Below are 16,040 nucleotides of genomic sequence, written 5' to 3' on the forward strand. Positions count from 1 at the left end.
AGCGAAAAGCGTTTTTCGCTGCTCATTCTGCAATATTTTCCTCACTATTTTTTATTTTTCTGCTGACTGTTTAGTGGTGAAATTTGTTTTCACTGTCTACGCTGTTAATAGTTAAATCACCTCCCAATAATGGGATGAATAAAAACGGAACGATTCCGTGCTTTGCGAGGAAAATATCTCATGGCTGATACCCGTATTAATAATGGCTACACCGATCCGCTGGTAACTGGAACAGCGGGTTTGCCCCTAAAACGTATTTCATGGAGTGCCGTTTTTGCCGGTGTTATTTGCGCACTGATAATTCACATATTATTAACTCTGCTGGGAACAGCTATCGGCGCGACGACTATTGATCCCCTGCAGGAAGGCAATCCGTTTAAACATCTGGGCACCGGTGCGCTGGTGTGGACGGCGATTGAAATGCTTCTCGCCATCGTCGCGGGCGCCTATGTTGCCGGACGTCTGGCACAGCGCGAAGGCGCGCTGCATGGGTTACTGATGTTTGGCATCAGCACGGTGATAACGATTTATTTAGCCGTCAGTCTTGCCAGTAGCGTATTAGGCGGTGCGATGAACATTCTGGGCACGGGCTTCCAGGCTGTCGGTCAGGGTATTTCAGCCGCTGCGCCATCTGTTACCCAAATGGCAAAAGACAAGCTGCAGGAAAACAATATTAATTTAAATGACATGCAGCGTGAGCTGGAAACGACGCTGCGTCAAACAGGCAAGCCTGAATTACAACCTGAAAAACTGAAGCAGGATGCGAATAATGAAGCGCAGAATGCAGAGAACCAGGCAAATAACACCGCTAATCATCCGCAAACCGCAGACACGGATTTAGCTAACTGGTTTAAAGGCGTTATTGATCGTCATGCTGATACATTACAGGCAGCCGATCGTGAGGCGTTGAAAAATATTATTAAAGCGCGCACCGGCAAAAGCGATCAGGAAGCAGAGCAGATCGTTAATCAGGCAGAGCAGAGCTATCAGCAGGCTATGCAGAAATATCAGGAGCTGAAACAGCAGGCAGAGCAGAAAGCCCGTGAAGCCGGTGAGCAGGCGGCTAAAGCGACAGCGAAAGCCAGCTGGTACGCCTTCTTTATCCTGATTATTGAAGCAGTCCTGGCAGGCGTGATGGGCATGGTGGGACGTCGTACTCAGCCACGTCAGGTGTTGGCGAACGAACGTCGCTAACCGAAAGGCGTTAAAAAAGGCGGCACAGAATGTGCCGCCTTTTTCTTTAGCGCTTCAGCGCTTCGCTCAGTTCATCGCGCATGGACGACAGCAGCGCTTTAACCACACGAGGATTACCGGCCACAATGTTACCTGAATGCAGGTAACCATGATTGCCGGTGAAGTCAGTAACCAGTCCGCCCGCTTCACGCACCAGCAGTTCACCCGCGGCAAAATCCCACGGTTTCAGACCGATTTCAAAATAGCCATCCACACGACCTGCGGCAACATAGGCCAGGTCCAGTGCGGCAGAGCCGGTACGACGGAAGTCCGCACACTGTGTGAACAGTTTGGTCATGATGTTCATGTAAGCCGGCGCGTGCTGTTTTAGCTTGAACGGGAAACCGGTCGCCAGAATGGTGCCATCCAGATCGCGAGCGATGCTGCCGCGCAGACGGTAGCCGTTAAGCTGCGCGCCCTGGCCACGTACGGCACTGAACAGTTCATTACGCATAGGATCATATACCACCGCCACTTCAGTACGGCCTTTAATGCGTACGGCGATAGAAACAGAGAAGTGGGGCAGGCGTTTGATAAAGTTGGTCGTGCCATCCAGCGGATCGATTACCCATTGAATGTCCTGATCTTCACCTTCAAGTTCACCACTCTCTTCAGTAATAATGGTGTGCTTCGGGTAGGATTTACGAATCACTTCGATAATCAGGCGTTCTGCGTCGCGGTCAACATTGGTTACGAAGTCGTTACTGCCTTTCTGGCTGGCTTCGACGGCGTCCGGGGTTTCATAATTCTTGGCAATTAAATTTCCGGCCTTGCGCGCTGCGCGCACGGCAATGTTGAGCATTGGATGCATCGGTATCTCTCGCTGGATGTTAAAGAACGGGGAAAACGGCGCGGAGTATAGCAGGGTGTTCGGTAAATGTCCTGCTTTATGTTAGAGTACGCGTCATCATTTTCTGACCGATCCCAATTATGCTGCAAAATATTCGTATCGTACTGGTAGAAACTTCTCACACCGGCAACATGGGCTCCGTCGCGCGCGCGATGAAAACTATGGGCTTAACTAACCTCTATTTGGTCAATCCGCTAGTGAAGCCGGATTCACAGGCTATCTCGCTGGCTGCCGGGGCCAGTGACGTGATTGGCGAGGCGAAAATTGTCGACTCACTGGATGACGCGATTGCCGGATGCAGTCTGGTGGTCGGCACCAGTGCACGTTCCCGCTCGCTGCCGTGGCCGATGCTGGATTCACGTGAATGTGGCCTGAAAAGTATTGAAGAGGCCCGGCAGGCCCCCGTCGCCCTGGTATTTGGTCGTGAGCGTGTCGGGCTGACTAACGATGAATTGCAAAAGTGCCATTATCATGTGGCCATCCAGGCGAACCCGGAATACAGCTCGCTTAACCTGGCGATGGCGGTGCAGATCATTGCCTATGAAGTCCGCATGGCCTGGCTGCAGGCGCAGGAAAACGCCAGTCCCAAACCGCAGTACGAGGAATCACCTTATCCGCTGGTTGACGACCTGGAGCGTTTCTACCAGCACATGGAACAGATGATGCTGGAAAGCGGATTTATCCGTGAAGCCAATCCCGGCCAGGTAATGAGCAAGCTGCGTCGTCTGTATACGCGCGCCCGTCCTGAGCGCGACGAACTCAATATTCTGCGCGGGATGCTCGCCTCGTTTGAGAAGCGTAAAGGACCGAAACAAAACGGCCCTGAATAGTTGAGTAAAACGCCAGGTTAAATAGTTGAGTAAATTACTTGGTTAAATAGTTGACCAAATTACTCGGGAATGTCAGACTTGCCGTCATCTTCGCTAATCCTCCGATAACCGGATGCTATTGAGGTTGTATGCTATGAGACTGACATCCAAAGGACGTTACGCTGTTACCGCTATGCTGGACGTTGCCCTGCATTCTCACCAGGGCCCTGTTCCACTGGCTGACATCTCTGAACGCCAGGGTATATCGCTCTCTTATCTGGAGCAGCTGTTCTCGCGGTTACGTAAGCACAATCTGGTATCCAGCGTTCGTGGTCCGGGTGGCGGTTATCTTCTGGGCAAAGAAGCCAGCGCGATTGCGGTGGGTGAAGTGATCACTGCGGTTGATGAATCTGTGGACGCCACCAAATGCCAGGGCAAAGAAGGCTGTCAGGGTGGCGAGCGCTGTCTGACCCATGTGTTGTGGCGTGACCTGAGCGTCCGTATTAGCGAATTCCTGAACAACATTACGCTGGCTGAGCTGGTGAATAATCAGGAAATCCTGGATGTGGCCGACCGCCAGAATGCTAACGACAATCGTCGTTTCCAGCACGCCCGCGCACAGGAAATCAACGTTAACCTCCGCGCCTCCTAATCCTCTGCTTCTCCGGCCCTTACTGCTAACGCGGCAGGGGCTGAATCTGCTATAAATACGTATGATTTTTTATACGGAGCTGTAGCGCAATGAAATTACCGATTTACCTGGATTATGCCGCCACGACGCCGGCCGATCCGCGTGTGGCCAGCAAAATGATGCAATTCCTGACGCTGGATGGCACGTTTGGTAACCCGGCCTCCCGTTCGCACCGTTTCGGCTGGCAGGCAGAAGAGGCGGTGGACGTTGCGCGCAATCAGGTCGCGGAGCTGGTCAATGCTGACCCACGTGAAATCGTCTTCACCTCCGGGGCCACCGAATCCGACAATCTCGCCATTAAAGGCGCAGCCCATTTCCACCAGTCGCGTGGTAAACACATCGTCACCAGCGTAACCGAACATAAAGCGGTCATTGATACCTGCCTGCAACTTGAACGTGAAGGCTTTGAGATCACCTGGCTGACGCCAGCAGCGAATGGCCTGATCGCGCCTGACGACCTGCGCGCCGCGCTACGTGACGACACGGTGCTGGTTTCCATCATGCATGTGAATAACGAAATCGGTGTGATTCAGGATATCGCTGCGCTGGGCGCCCTGTGCCGGGAGCGGGGCATCCTGTTCCACGTCGATGCGACGCAAAGCGTCGGGAAACTGGCTATCGATCTCGCTGAACTGCCTGTTGATCTGATGTCGTTTTCCGGTCATAAAGTTTATGGTCCTAAAGGCATTGGCGCGCTCTATGTCCGTCGTAAGCCGCGTATCCAGATTGATGCGCAGATCCACGGCGGCGGTCACGAGCGCAATATGCGATCGGGCACCTTACCGGTGCACCAGATTGTCGGCATGGGTGAGGCTTACCGCATTGCCAAAGCGGTGCGTGAAGAAGAGATGGCCCGCTTGTCGCTGTTGCGTGACAAACTGTGGCACGGCATTCGTGAGACAGGCGGCGTAACGGTGAATGGTGATTTGCAACACAGCTGCGCCAACATACTTAACGTCAGTTTTGCTGATGTTGAAGGTGAGTCGTTGATCATGGCGCTGAAAGATCTTGCGCTGTCGTCCGGATCGGCCTGTACTTCCGCCAGTCTGGAACCTTCCTATGTTCTGCGCGCACTCGGTCTGAACGAAGAACTGGCCCACAGTTCACTTCGCTTCTCACTGGGGCGGTTCACCACTGAAGAAGAGATCGATTATGCCATTGCGCTGGTGCAGAAGTCCGTGACGCGCCTGCGTGAACTCATGAAGTCATAATCAGGCCTGAAGAGGCTGACCACTGCGCACCGGCAACGCCTGCGGTGTGCGGCGTAACATCTGTATGAAAAGCCGTCGCAAAACAGGCTGGATGAAACGAATAACGAATACGGAGCCCTACAATGAGTACACAACCGATGAATATCACGCTCAGCAACCAGCCCGCCGATGCGCGCTGGGGTGACAAAGCACTGTTAAGCAGCAATGAAAACGGTATGACCGTGCACCTGCGTGAAGCCGATGCGTTGATGAGCATCCAGCGTGCCGCGCGTAAGCTGGATGGGCAGGGCATTCGTCATGTTGCCCTGACGGGCGAAGGCTGGCATCTGGAGCAGTGCTGGGCCTTCTGGCAGGGCTATCGCAGCCCGAAAGCCAAAAACAGCGTTGACTGGCCGCAGTTGGGTGAACATGAACAGGCGGAATTTGATCGCCGCCGTAAGATCGTAGGCTGGGTGCGCGATACGATTAACCTGCCTGCAGATGATTTAGGGCCAGAGACGCTGGCACACAGTGCCGTAGATTTACTGAGCGAGTTAGGTGGCGAAGCGGTCAGCTATCGCATAACCAAAGGCGATGATTTACGTGAGCAAGGCTATATGGGCCTGCACACGGTAGGACGGGGCTCAAACCGTCCGCCGGTTTTCCTGGCACTGGATTTTAACCCCACCGGCGACAGCGAAGCGCCGGTTTACGCCTGCCTGGTCGGTAAAGGGATTACCTTCGATACCGGTGGCTACAGCCTCAAAACCAGTGCCACCATGGACTCCATGAAGTCAGATATGGGCGGTGCCGCGACGGTGACCGGTGCACTGGCCATGGCCATCGCGCGCGGACTGAAAAAGCGCGTCAAACTTTACCTGTGCTGCGCGGATAACATGGTCAGCAGCAACGCCTTTAAGCTGGGTGACATCATTCGTTATCGCAATGGCAAGTCGGTAGAAGTGATGAACACCGATGCGGAAGGTCGTCTGGTCCTGGCAGATGGTCTGATCGATGCCAGCGAGCAGAATCCGACGCTGCTGATCGATGCGGCAACGCTGACCGGTGCCGCGAAAACGGCGGTGGGCAATGATTATCACGCCTTGTTTACCTTCGACGATGTGCTGGCGCAGTCGGTGATGGGCAGTGCGGTCAGTGAAAACGAACCGTTCTGGCGTTTGCCGCTGGCAGAGTTCCATCGCAGTCATCTGCCGTCAAACTTTGCCGATCTGAATAACATCGCCAGCCCGGCACATTCTGCCGGTGCCAGCAGCGCGGCGGCGTTCCTGTCCTATTTCGTCAGCCACTATCAGCAGGGCTGGTTACATATCGACTGCTCGGCGACGTACCGTAAGAGCGCGGTCGATCAATGGTCGGCAGGCGCAACCGGCCTGGGCGTGCGCACTATCGCCAACCTGTTACTGAAATAAATGCAATCTCCGCGGTGACCTGGTCACCGCTTTTTGAAGGTAGAAGTGAATGATGAACCGTCTTGAAGAGGTGCTGAAGCTGGCCGCCACGGAGCCTGCCCATCGTCCTGAGTTTTTTCAGCTACTGCTGGAGGCGGATGCATGGGTGCCGGGGGAAAGCACCCAGCAGCAGTTGGATGCCAGCACGCCTGTCGACCTGCAGCACTGGGAAAAAGAAGATGGCAGCAGTGTGATCCCGTTTTTTACCTCCGAACAGGCGATGAGCGAGGCGATCAACGATGAGCAGCCTTATGTGCGGCTGCCGGTACGTACGCTGTTTGAAATGACCCGTGGCGAAACGCTGTTTCTTAATCCAAAGTTGCCCACGGGCAAAGAGTTTTCTGCGGCGGAAATCAGTCATCTGCTGGGGGAAGAGGGCAGTGCCCTGATGCAGCAAACGGTGCTGGAAGGCGGTCAGTCACTGCTGCTGTCAGAAATCGCGGAACCGCCCGCGCAGATGATCGACTCGCTGACGCAGTTGTTCAGCAAATACAAGCAGGTTAAACGCGCTTTCATTGCCAGCATTCGTGAACAGGCGGATGATGTGCCTAATCTGTTGATTGGTATTGAAGCGGACAGCGATATTGAGGCAATTATTCAGGCGGCCGGCAGCGTAGCTACCGATACATTACTGGATGATGCACCCATTGATGTGTGTGAGATTACGGCAGAGGACCGCGGAATCAGTCACTTCTTTACCGCGCACATTACGCCCTTTTATGAACGCCGCTGGGGCAGTTTCCTGCGTGAGTTCAAAGGTGGTCAGCGGATCATCTGACACACTGCGCGGCCTGTTCGGCCGCGCGTTTACCGTTACTTCGCAATCGGCAAATCATCCCGGCTGCCCCATTCGGACCAGGATCCGTCATACAGCGTCACTTCCCTTGCACCCAGAGCCGTCAGCGCCAGAATCAACACCACCGCAGTCACGCCAGAGCCACAGCTGGCTACGATGGGTTTGCTGATATCCACACCGGCTTCCGCAAAGCGTGAACGAAGTTCGGCTTCCGGCTTGAGTGCGCCCTGCTCGACCAGGGTATTCCAGGGCAGATTAAGGCTGTTGGGAATGTGCCCACGGTGCAATCCCGGACGGGGTTCATCGACCTCAGCATTAAAACGGTTCGCCGCGCGCGCATCGACAATTTGCGCGCCGCCTTCATGGCTAATCAGCAAGACATCCGTCAGGCGTTTCACCAGGCCTTCATCGAACTGTGCATCAAACTCACCTTCCGGCAGACTGACCTCGCCCTCAGCCAGCGCATAACCCGCCGTTTTCCAGCCCTGCAGACCGCCAGCCAGAATGGAGACCTGTGCCACGCCAAAGGCGCGCAGCATCCACCACGCGCGGGGCGCAGAAAACAGATTGCCTTCATCATAAACAATCAAATGCTTATCACTGTTGATGCCCAGTTCGCGCATCGCCACCGCGAAGCTTTCGGCCCGGGGTAACATGTGGGGATAAGGGCTGGTGTGATCGGAAAGCGTTTCAATATTGAAAAAAGGCGCACCAGGCAAATGCTCCGCCAGATATTCTTTTTGAATATCGCGCGTGGCTTCCATGCCCGGCGGCAGCATACGCGCATCCAGAACCTGGAGCGTGCCGTCATTAAAATGTTCTTGTAACCAGTCGGCGGACACAAACAGTGGCGTCGTCATAACAACCTCTTCTCTGCAATCTGTGATGCCAGTGTCGGGCAATGTGCCCACCATCTCAAGAGAAGCGTTGATTAAATGCGAAGGTTGATGTGAAATCGTGCAGCATTATAAAACAATTCCCCTGGGGCACGGTGAAGGATTTACCATGAAACAACGCATTAACCGGCTGCTGTTCAGCATGCTGATCGGCGGCGCGCTGCTGTCTGCCGCCACGTTACCTGCTTTTTCCGTCAGCGCTGAAACGCCTGCCGCCAGTACGCTGGTCAGTAAGCCGCTGAGCATTATCGACCTCTCCGAGCTCCAGCTTGAGGGTGCCGCCGCACTGGTGTTAACGTTCAACCAGCCGCTTGATGATAAGCAGGACGTGGCCAAAAAGGTCCGGCTGACGGACGATCAGCGCGGCAAGGTGGATGGCGCTTGGGAGCTGTCCGGGAATCGCAAGGCGCTGCGTTTTCGCCATCCTGAACCCTCACGGCACTTTACTGTGACCGTCGATCCGGGCTTGCGCGCCGCCAGTGGTGAAACGCTGACCGCGGCTTACAGCCAAAAAATCACCACGCGCGACATTGAGCCGATGGTGGGCTTCGCCAGTCGCGGTTCTTTGCTGCCATTGCGTATTGCGCAGGGCCTGCCGGTGCTGGCCTTGAATGTCGATCAGGTGGATGTCGATTTTTTCAGGATTAAAAACGCGGGCCTGGCGCAATTCCTGTCCCAGTGGAATAACGGGAGTAATCTCACAACCTGGCAATCTCAGGAGCTGCTTAAAACCAGTGAGCTGGTTTACAGCGGCCGCTTTGAGCTTAACCCGGCACGCAATACGCGGGAAAAACTGCAGCTGCCGCTAAAAGACATCAAGCCGCTTCAGCAACCGGGCGTTTATCTGGCCGTGATGAAACAGGCCGGCACGTATCATTACAGTATGCCAGCCACGCTCTTCACCCTGAGCGATATCGGCCTGTCACTGCACCGTTTTCCGGGCCAGTTTGAGCTGTTTGCCCAGAGTCTGGAAAACGGCGATCCGCTCTCAGGCGTCAATGTCAGAGTCCTGAACGATAAAGGGCAGGTCCTGCAAAACGGCACCAGCGACAGCAGCGGGCATGTGCGTCTGAAAGCCGAAGACAAGGGCAAGTTCCTGTTGGCAATACAGGGCGATCAAACCTCCCTCATCGATCTGGCTCGCCCGGCATTAGATTTAGCCGAATTTCCCGTGGCGGGACCGGAGGGCTATGACAAGCAGCTGTTCGTGTTTGGCCCGCGCGATATCTACCGTCCCGGCGAAACGGTGATCGTCAATGCGCTGCTGCGTGATGCTGATGGCAAACCGTTACCGGCCCAGCCGGTTAAAGCCGAAGTGGTACAGCCCGACGGTGAAGTGGTGCGCACCTTTGTCTGGCAACCGCAGGACGGGTTGTATCAGCAGCGATTCAGCCTGCCCACGACCGCCATGACTGGTGGCTGGATGCTGCGACTTAACACCGGTGATAACCTGCCGCGTCAGTGGCATTTCCGCGTCGAAGATTTCCTGCCAGAGCGCATGGCGCTGACGCTGAAAAACGATGAGCAACCTCAGCCTGCCGATGCGGATATCACCTTTAACGTTGAGGGGCGTTATCTCTATGGTGCGCCTGCGGCGGGGAATGCGCTGCAGGGGCAGCTCTATCTACGTCCTGCCCGGGACGCGGTGGCAGCGCTGCCTGGCTATCAGTTTGGGGATATCACTGAGGAGGGCGTCAAACGCAGCCTGGGTGATGTGGATATCAAACTGGATGCGAACGGCAAAGCCCAGCTAACCGTCGAGAATCAGTGGGACCAGCTTCACTCGCCGCTAAACCTGATTTTACAGGCCAGCCTGCTGGAAACGGGTGGACGGCCTGTGACCCGACGTGCCACTCAGGCGATCTGGCCCGCGGAGGCGCTGCCGGGCATTCGCCCCCTGTTCGGCAACAAGTCGATCTACGATTACCGCAGTGACAGTTATCGCGATGAGCCGACCGTGCCGGAAAACAGCCTGGCCGATTTTGACATTGTTTACGCCAACAGTCAGGGCGAAAAGCTGGCGGCAGAAAAGCTGAATGTGCGCTTGATTCGCGAACGTCGTGACTACTACTGGAGCTTCTCTAACAGTGAAGGCTGGCAGTCACGCTACGACGCGAAAGATCTGCAGGAAGATGAGCGATCGATTACGGTGCCCGCTGAGGGCAGTACCAAAGTCAGCTTCCCGGTCGAGTGGGGCAGCTACCGACTGGAAGTGCAGGCGGGTGAAAAAATTGTCAGCAGCGTGCGTTTTCAGGCGGGCTATGACTGGCAGGATAATACTAATGGTACGGGCGCTCTGCGCCCGGATCAGGTCAAACTCCGCTTAGACAAAGCCGCTTATCAGCCCGGAGAAACCGTGCATCTGCAGGTGGAATCGCCCACGGCCGGTAAGGGCTATCTGATGGTTGAGTCCAGCAGCGGCACGCTGTGGTGGCAGCCGCTGACCGTTCCGCAGGGCGGGACGACGGTGGATGTGCCGATTGCCAACAGCTGGCAGCGTCACGATCTCTATTTTAGTGCCATTGTCGTACGGGAAGGGGACAAGACCAGCGGCGCTACGCCAAAACGTGCCGTCGGACTGCTACATCTGCCGATGGCGACCGACGCGCGCCGCCTGACCCTGACGCTGGATGCGCCCGAAAAGGTTCGCCCTGAGCAGAACCTGACGGTCAATGTGCAGGCCAGTCGTGAAGGCGGCCCGCTGCCGGAGAAGGTGCATGTGCTGCTGTCGGCGGTGGACAGCGGGGTTTTGAGCGTGACGGATTACAAAACCCCGGATCCCTGGCAGGCCTTTTTCGGCCGTAAACGTTATAACGTCGACCAGTACGATGTGTTTGGGCAGTTGATTGAAGGCGGCGGACGCCTGGCAGCGCTGCGCTTTGGCGGCGACGGCGAAGACGACACGCTGACGCGCGGCGGCAAGAAACCCGTTACCCACGTCAACATTGTGGCTCAGCAGCTACAGGCTGTTACGCTGGATAAAAACGGCAAGGGCTCGATCACGCTCCCTGTCCCGGCATTTAACGGTGAACTGCGCCTGATGACGCAGGTCTGGAGCGATGACAGCTTTGGCGCGGCAGAGCGCAAGCTGATTGTGGCGGCGCCGCTGGTCAGTGAACTGACCACGCCGCGCTTCCTGGCCAGCGGCGACAGCGCATCGCTGGCGCTGGATATCACCAACCTGACCGATTTACCGCAAACGCTGAAGGTGGATCTCGCAGCCCGGGGGCTTATTGCGCTGTCCGGCGCGGCCACGCAAAACGTGACGCTGGCCAAAGGTGAGCGGAAAACGCTACAGGTGCCGGTCACCGCGCAAAATGGTTTTGGTGACGGTGACGTTCAGGTCACGATTTCAGGCCTGAATCTGCCGGGTGAGCAGGTGCGGCCCAGCCAGCAGCAGTGGAAGATTGGCGTCAGGCCCCCTTATCCGGCCCAGACGCTCAGTTTTGACGCGGTGATCAACGGCGAGCAGCCGTGGCAGGTGACAGCGGCAGCCTTTGCCGATCTGGACGCGGCTACGCTCAGTGGACAACTGACGCTGAGTAATCGCCCACCGTTGAATATTGCGCGCTATATCAGTGCGCTTTATGCCTATCCCTACGGTTGTCTGGAGCAAACGGCGAGCGGGCTGTGGCCATCGTTGTACACCAGCCAGGCGCAACTTACCGCCATGGGTATCAAAACCAGCTCTGATGAGGTTCGCCGGGCAGCGGTGGAAACCGGTATTGCCCGGTTGGCGGGCATGCAGCGCGCGGACGGCAGCTTTGGTTTATGGGGCAAACAGAGCGAAGAAGAATTCTGGTTAACGCCTTACGTAACGGATTTCTTACTGCGCGCCAGTGAGGCGGGCTATGCGTTGCCTGATGAGGTCGTCAGCCGGGCGAACGCGCGCCTGCTGCGTTATCTTCAGGACCCGGCGCAGATCACCGGAGGCGGCAGCCAGCACGTCGAAGCGTTACGTTTCAGCGTGCAGGCTTATGCCGGACTGGTGCTGGCGCGCCAGCAGCGGGCACCGCTGGGTGCCTTACGTGCGCTGTATGAAAAGCGTGACAAGGCCCAGTCGGGCCTGGCGCTGATGCAGTTGGGCATTGCGCTAAAGTTAATGGGTGATGAACAGCGTGCGCAACTGGCGGTGATGCAGGGGGCAACGCTGCCACGCGCTGAGAACCGCTGGTTTGGCGACTACGGCAGTACCGTGCGCGATCAGGGCATGATGATTGCGCTGCTGGCTGAAAATCAGCTGCAGCCGGACCTGCAAAACAGCCTGCTGCTGTCACTGTCTAAAGAGGTGACGGGCAAGCGCTGGTTCTCTACTCAGGAGAATAATGCCCTTTACCTGGCGGCCCGGACGCTGCAAACCGCCAACGGGCAACGCTGGCAGGCGCAACTTCCGGGTAGCGATCAGCCTGTGAGTGGAGATGCGCCGCTAAATAAAGGACTGGATCATCAGCAACTGACTCAGGGCGTTGACGTACGTAATGTCGGCAGCACGCCGCTGTACGCCAGTCTGAACGTGGTCGGCTATCCGCTGAGTCCACCTGCGCCAGTCAGCCATATGATGGCGATTAAACGCGAGTACTTTACGCTGGATGGGCAGGCTGCCGATTTGAATAATCTGCGCAGCGGAGAACTGCTGGTGGTGCGCCTGACGGTCTCAGCCAAACGCAGCATTAGCGATGCGCTGGTGGTGGATTTATTGCCCGCCGGTCTGGAGCTGGAAAATCAGAACCTGGCGGACAGCAGTGCCAGTCTGGGGGACAGCGCCGATGCCTTAAAAGAGAGCATGATGGATATGCAACAGGCCAGCATCAGGCATATTGAGTTCCGTGATGACCGCTTTGTTGCCGCTCTGGCCGTCGATACGTATCGTCCCACCACGCTGATTTATCTGGCGCGGGCAGTTACACCGGGGCGCTATCAATTGCCCCCGCCGCAGGTGGAATCCATGTACGTGCCCGAATGGCGCGCCATTGGCAGCACACCGCAGCAGCTGCATGTACAGTAATCGGGTGCGTGCGTGATCAGGCACATCAGAAAGCGGTGGCTGCTGGCGCTGCCGCTTTGTGTTCTGGGGCTGCTGCTTGCGCTGCTGATACTGGACCGGCTGTCACCACTGCCGCTTAAAGCGGTCCAGCCTGCGCGAGTGGTGGTTGCGGAGGACGGTACGCCGTTGTGGCGATTTGCCGACAGTCAGGGGATCTGGCGCTATCCGGTCACGCCGGAAGAGGTTTCGCCCGCCTATATCCAGGCGTTGCTGACCTATGAAGATCGCTGGTTCTGGTATCACCCTGGTATTAATCCGCTGTCTGTGCTGCGGGCCGCCTGGCAGAATCTTCGCTATCGTAGTGTGATTTCCGGTGGCAGCACCTTAACGATGCAGGTGGCACGGCTTATCGACCCGCAGCCGCGGACGCTGCGCGGTAAGCTGATTCAGACATGGCGTGCCCTCCAACTGGAGTGGCACCTGTCAAAACGCGACATCCTGACGCTTTATCTTAATCGCGCGCCCTTTGGCGGCACGCTGGAAGGCATTGGCGCAGCCAGCTGGAGCTGGCTGGGCAAATCCCCGTCGCAGTTAACCCGCGGGGAAGCCGCCTTGCTGGCCGTGCTGCCGCAGTCACCCAGCCGCCTGCGGCCCGACCGCTGGCCGGAACGGGCTGAGGCGGCACGTAATAAAGTGCTGGACCGTCTGGCGCAATATCACGTCTGGTCTGCGCGTCAGGTGGCCGAGATCCGCCAGGAACCGGTCTGGCTGCCACCACGGCAAATGCCGCAGATGGCACCCTTGCTGGCCCGGCGGCTGTTGTCGATCAGCACTCACGAAAAAATCGTCTCAACGCTGGACCCGTCGCTGCAGCGTGAGCTGGAAAGTATGACGCTGAACATCAAAAATCAGCTGCCGCCGCGCACCTCGCTGGCCATTCTGGTGGTCGATCACACCACCATGGCCGTACGTGGGTATGTTGGTTCCGTTGACTTTGCTGACGACAACCGCTTCGGGCATGTCGATATGATTGCCAGCGTACGCTCACCGGGATCGATCTTAAAACCCTTTGTTTATGGCATGGCGCTGGATGACGGGCTGATTCATGCCGAGTCGCTGCTGCAGGATGTGCCGCGCCGTTTTGGCGACTACCGTCCGGGTAACTTCGATACCGGTTTTCATGGGCCGGTCAGCGCCAGCGAAGCGCTGGTGCGTTCCCTTAATCTGCCTGCGGTGCAGGTGCTGGAAGCGCTGGGTCCCAAAAATGTCGCGGCCCGCCTGCGCAATGTCGGGCTTAACCTGCGCTTTCCGCCCGGCGCCGAGCCGAATTTGTCATTGATCCTGGGGGGCACCGGCGCGCGCATGGACGAGATCGTTGCGGCGTACAGCGCTTTCGTGCGTCGGGGCAACGCCGCGCAACTGCGCTGGATGCCCGATCAACCGTTGCAGCAGCGGCCTCTGCTTTCGCCCGGCGCGGCGTGGATTATCCGCCGTGTCCTGGCGGGTGAAGCGCAGCCTGCGGGCAAAGGGAACCTGCCTGCGGTTGTACCGCTGGCGTGGAAAACCGGCACCAGCTATGGCTATCGCGATGCCTGGGCGGTGGGCATGAATCCCCGCTATCTGATCGGCGTCTGGGTTGGCCGTCCCGATGCAACGCCCGTCGCAGGGCAGTTTGGTTTTGCGTCTGCCGTTCCCGTGATGAATCAGGTAAACAGCGTACTGATGAACCGTTTAGCCGGACAGGAGGTGCCCGTTGATCCTCGTCCCGCATCGGTTACGGTGGCCAGCATCTGCTGGCCGGGCGGACAGCCGCTGCCTGTGGGCGATGAAAACTGCCGCCAGCGCCGCCAGAGCTGGGTGTTGAATGACACGTTGCCGCCCACCTTGCTGGCATCGGGCCAGGAAAGCCTCAGCGGTTTACGGTTGCGCTACTGGCTAAATGACCAGGGCCGCCGCGTGGCGGCTGACTGTCCGCACGCTGTCAGCCACGATCGTTTACTGTGGCCCTTACCGCTGGAAGCCTGGCTACCGTTGCAGGAGCGACGGCGTCAGCGGTTACCGGCTATCGACAGTCAGTGCCCGCCACTTACGCAGGGCAGCAGTGCGCCGCTGATTGTCACAGGCGTCATTGACGGGCAACGGGTGCAGCCGTTGCCGGGTAATTCCACCCTGGTCATGCCGGTTGCGGCACAGGGCGGGCAGGGTAATCAGCGCTGGTGGTTTTTGAACGGTGAACCCGTGACGGCGGAAAACCAGAGCGGCACGCTGTCGCTGCGTCTTGATCGCTCAGGTGACTATCAACTGGTGGTGATGGATGAAGCCGGGCAGCTTGCGACCGTTAACTTCACACGGGGATGATGGTTTTTTGCGCTAAATCAGATTTGAAAGCCTTCCGCATCGACACAGATCAAGATTTTTCAAGAAATTATGGGTTCTGTGATAGGCAACGTCACACTCAACCCCTATAATCGGCGCCGTTTCTTAGCCGGGGCGTGCGCCCTCGGTTTCTTCAGAACGTCAAGACAGAGGTCATCATGGCAATCGAACGTACTTTTTCTATCATCAAGCCAAACGCCGTCGCGAAAAACGTGATCGGTGCTATCTACAACCGTTTTGAAAGCGCAGGCTTCAAAATCGTTGGCGCAAAAATGCTGCAGCTGAGCAAAGAGCAGGCTGAAGGTTTCTACGCAGAGCACCAGGGCAAGCCGTTCTTCGACGGTCTGGTTGAATTCATGACCTCTGGCCCGGTTGTGGTTTCTGTACTGGAAGGCGAAAATGCCGTTCAGCGTCACCGTGACCTGATGGGTGCAACTAACCCAGCCAACGCACTGGCCGGTACACTGCGTGCTGACTATGCTGACAGCTTCACCGAAAACGCTACTCACGGTTCTGACTCTGCAGAGTCTGCAGCCCGTGAAATCGCGTACTTCTTCGGCGAAAACGAAATCTGCCCACGTACCCGTTAATTACTGACGCGTACACGGCTTTACAAAAATCTGCTGACCCGCGGTCACTCGCACCTGTTATCGGGCAGCAGATGTTGTACAATATTGCGCCTTCATTGAGCCAGCTTAGTGAAGGCGTAATTTTTTCTTTTCCCAACCGCGCCATAACGTGTAACA

The 16,040-nt window shown here is 56.9% G+C and carries 11 protein-coding genes; 9 read left to right on the forward strand and 2 right to left on the reverse strand.

Annotation, left to right across the window (positions count from 1 at the left end; all coding sequences use genetic code 11):
* Window positions 1-180: 180 nt before the first annotated feature.
* Window positions 181-1,194 (forward strand): TIGR04086 family membrane protein, encoded by a 1,014-nt coding sequence (locus C1N59_RS05520; protein WP_039339998.1) that lies wholly within the window; start codon window positions 181-183, stop codon window positions 1,192-1,194.
* A 46-nt stretch (window positions 1,195-1,240) separates the two neighbouring features.
* On the opposite strand, the gene suhB is transcribed toward C1N59_RS05520, so the two are convergent.
* On the reverse strand, window positions 1,241-2,044 hold the full coding sequence (gene suhB, locus C1N59_RS05525; RefSeq protein ID WP_006120639.1) for an inositol-1-monophosphatase: 804 nt from the start codon (window positions 2,042-2,044) through the stop codon (window positions 1,241-1,243).
* Between the two features lie 119 nt (window positions 2,045-2,163).
* Here suhB and trmJ point away from each other — a divergent pair, with 119 nt between their 5' ends.
* From trmJ to sseB, 5 genes are all read left to right on the forward strand, one after another.
* The gene (gene trmJ, locus C1N59_RS05530) at window positions 2,164-2,913 is read left to right on the forward strand and encodes a tRNA (cytosine(32)/uridine(32)-2'-O)-methyltransferase TrmJ (protein ID WP_033740902.1); all 750 of its coding nucleotides are present in this window, start codon (window positions 2,164-2,166) and stop codon (window positions 2,911-2,913) included.
* A 133-nt stretch (window positions 2,914-3,046) separates the two neighbouring features.
* Window positions 3,047-3,544, forward strand: a complete 498-nt coding sequence (iscR, locus tag C1N59_RS05535) for a Fe-S cluster assembly transcriptional regulator IscR (RefSeq protein WP_006120637.1) — start codon at window positions 3,047-3,049, stop codon at window positions 3,542-3,544.
* 89 nt (window positions 3,545-3,633) lie between these two features.
* On the forward strand, window positions 3,634-4,794 hold the full coding sequence (locus C1N59_RS05540) for an IscS subfamily cysteine desulfurase (protein ID WP_033740900.1): 1,161 nt from the start codon (window positions 3,634-3,636) through the stop codon (window positions 4,792-4,794).
* A 122-nt stretch (window positions 4,795-4,916) separates the two neighbouring features.
* Window positions 4,917-6,203, forward strand: a complete 1,287-nt coding sequence (gene pepB / locus C1N59_RS05545; RefSeq protein WP_006120635.1) for an aminopeptidase PepB — start codon at window positions 4,917-4,919, stop codon at window positions 6,201-6,203.
* Between the two features lie 52 nt (window positions 6,204-6,255).
* On the forward strand, window positions 6,256-7,020 hold the full coding sequence (gene sseB, locus C1N59_RS05550) for an enhanced serine sensitivity protein SseB (RefSeq protein ID WP_172677643.1): 765 nt from the start codon (window positions 6,256-6,258) through the stop codon (window positions 7,018-7,020).
* A gap of 35 nt (window positions 7,021-7,055) precedes the next feature.
* Here the strand turns inward: sseB and sseA are convergent, their stop codons facing one another.
* Entirely contained in the window at window positions 7,056-7,898 is an 843-nt protein-coding gene (sseA, locus tag C1N59_RS05555; protein ID WP_006120633.1) for a 3-mercaptopyruvate sulfurtransferase, read from the reverse strand.
* A gap of 145 nt (window positions 7,899-8,043) precedes the next feature.
* Here sseA and C1N59_RS05560 point away from each other — a divergent pair, with 145 nt between their 5' ends.
* From C1N59_RS05560 to ndk, 3 genes are all read left to right on the forward strand, one after another.
* A complete protein-coding gene (locus tag C1N59_RS05560) occupies window positions 8,044-12,939 on the forward strand; it encodes an alpha-2-macroglobulin family protein (RefSeq protein ID WP_394550410.1) in 4,896 nt (1,631 codons plus the stop codon).
* Between the two features lie 12 nt (window positions 12,940-12,951).
* Window positions 12,952-15,276 carry a peptidoglycan glycosyltransferase PbpC gene (pbpC, locus tag C1N59_RS05565; RefSeq protein ID WP_394515049.1) on the forward strand — a complete coding sequence of 775 codons (2,325 nt, stop codon included), beginning with the start codon at window positions 12,952-12,954 and terminating at the stop codon, window positions 15,274-15,276.
* A 176-nt stretch (window positions 15,277-15,452) separates the two neighbouring features.
* On the forward strand, window positions 15,453-15,884 hold the full coding sequence (gene ndk, locus C1N59_RS05570) for a nucleoside-diphosphate kinase (protein ID WP_003848684.1): 432 nt from the start codon (window positions 15,453-15,455) through the stop codon (window positions 15,882-15,884).
* The last annotated feature ends 156 nt before the right edge of the window (window positions 15,885-16,040 follow it).

It is taken from the genome of Pantoea sp. SGAir0183, assembly GCF_043545505.1.

Coding starts and splice junctions, on each gene's coding strand:
- C1N59_RS05520 (WP_039339998.1), top strand. CDS start 181: ATGGCTGATACCCGTATTAATAATGGCTACACCGATCCGCTGGTAACT.
- suhB (WP_006120639.1), bottom strand. CDS start 2,044: ATGCATCCAATGCTCAACATTGCCGTGCGCGCAGCGCGCAAGGCCGGA.
- trmJ (WP_033740902.1), top strand. CDS start 2,164: ATGCTGCAAAATATTCGTATCGTACTGGTAGAAACTTCTCACACCGGC.
- iscR (WP_006120637.1), top strand. CDS start 3,047: ATGAGACTGACATCCAAAGGACGTTACGCTGTTACCGCTATGCTGGAC.
- C1N59_RS05540 (WP_033740900.1), top strand. CDS start 3,634: ATGAAATTACCGATTTACCTGGATTATGCCGCCACGACGCCGGCCGAT.
- pepB (WP_006120635.1), top strand. CDS start 4,917: ATGAGTACACAACCGATGAATATCACGCTCAGCAACCAGCCCGCCGAT.
- sseB (WP_172677643.1), top strand. CDS start 6,256: ATGAACCGTCTTGAAGAGGTGCTGAAGCTGGCCGCCACGGAGCCTGCC.
- sseA (WP_006120633.1), bottom strand. CDS start 7,898: ATGACGACGCCACTGTTTGTGTCCGCCGACTGGTTACAAGAACATTTT.
- C1N59_RS05560 (WP_394550410.1), top strand. CDS start 8,044: ATGAAACAACGCATTAACCGGCTGCTGTTCAGCATGCTGATCGGCGGC.
- ndk (WP_003848684.1), top strand. CDS start 15,453: ATGGCAATCGAACGTACTTTTTCTATCATCAAGCCAAACGCCGTCGCG.